This is a genomic window from Vibrio sp. HI00D65 (genome assembly GCF_001635455.1).
Classification (GTDB): Bacteria; Pseudomonadota; Gammaproteobacteria; order Enterobacterales; family Vibrionaceae; genus Vibrio.
The window spans coordinates 1-1245 of sequence record NZ_LWEH01000325.1; the positions used below are offsets into that span (position 1 = coordinate 1).

The following is a 1245-nucleotide window of genomic DNA, read 5'->3' on the forward strand; positions in this document are numbered from 1 at the left end:
ATACAGTTTGTTCCACAACCAACCTAGAATCTTCTCGCCACGTTTGATCAGTGAGTAAGAGAAGTTCGCTGCGATCTCATCCATGATGTCTTGAGCTTCTTTGCTCGCTTTCTCAATGGAGATGTTCTTTGACTTCGCTTCGTCTTCAATCGCCTTCTTGATCGCTTCTGATTTTAGTAGGCGATCGAACAATGCTTGACGGCTTGGCAGATTAGGACCAGAGGCTGCCAGTTTTTGGCGTGAGAAGTGAATGCGAGCTACACGCGCCAGCTTGTGTGCGATAGTGCTGTCGGTGCCGTGTGAATTTGCCATGTAACGCAGAGATACCACAGGGCTGAATCGTACTAGACAGTCGCGGCCAGCAATTAAAACAGCGATTGATTTCTCTAAGCCGTTCATTGCTTGTAGGTAAGGCTTCTGGTTATTCTCTTTACCAGGCTTACGGCCCCACAATACAGTTGCAGGGATAACTTGCACATCCAGCTCTGAGTCGTCAGCATGCAGTGCAAGCAGCTCAGAGAAGACTTCAATAGAAGAGGCTGGGACGTAATCATCATCTTGTAGCAGCGTTTTACGTGAAGAGATGAAAACGTAGCGTGGCAGTGATTTACCACCGATTTCAAGCTTGCTTAACGGATCCGGTAAACCCAGTTCTAGCGCATGCTTTTGTAGTGTCAGTAGGTCGACGCTTGAGCGAAACGGTAAGGCGAATACAATTGGTTTGCCTAAATCAATGTTCAAATCTTCAACTGGATTAGAAGGGATTGATGTGCCTTTTACCAATACGGATAAAGGTAGCTTCATTAATGTACGTGAAAAAGATTGTCCAGAAGACATATAGGTTCACAGCCTCAATAGTTATTTCAATGTGCTTAAGCGTATCTCTATTTCTATGATGAGAGAGGGTAACCCTTTCAAGTAAAATAGGGATAAGCCTAGGCGTAAATTTAATCGATGCAAGAATACCAGAAACTGGTCTAACCTTTTAATGGAAATAGTCATATTGCCGTTAAGTTTGTGGAATATCATTCATCGACTGATTGAGTATAGGGTTAAAAATGACCAAAAAATCAAACACCGGATTTAAACGTATCGTGAAAGCAGCGGGCTTTTCATGGCAAGGCATCACAAGTTCGTTTAAAAATGAGGTGGCCTTTCGACAAGAAGTCTTCATGGCTGCGGTTATGATTCCGTTGGCGTTTTACCTCGATGTGGGCCATGTAGAACGAATCTTAATGGTGTCCT

1 protein-coding gene and 1 pseudogene are annotated in these 1245 nt (G+C 43.9%); one reads left to right on the plus strand and one right to left on the minus strand.

Going from position 1 to position 1245, the window contains the following annotated elements:
- Nucleotides 1-837 (minus strand): annotated as a pseudogene (locus A3712_RS19600) (glycerol-3-phosphate 1-O-acyltransferase PlsB); the annotation flags it as partial.
- 221 nt (nt 838-1058) lie between these two features.
- Between A3712_RS19600 and A3712_RS19605 the strand changes: the two are divergent.
- Nucleotides 1059-1245: diacylglycerol kinase (locus tag A3712_RS19605; protein WP_197465871.1), on the plus strand; the 187-nt coding region annotated here is incomplete at its 3' end.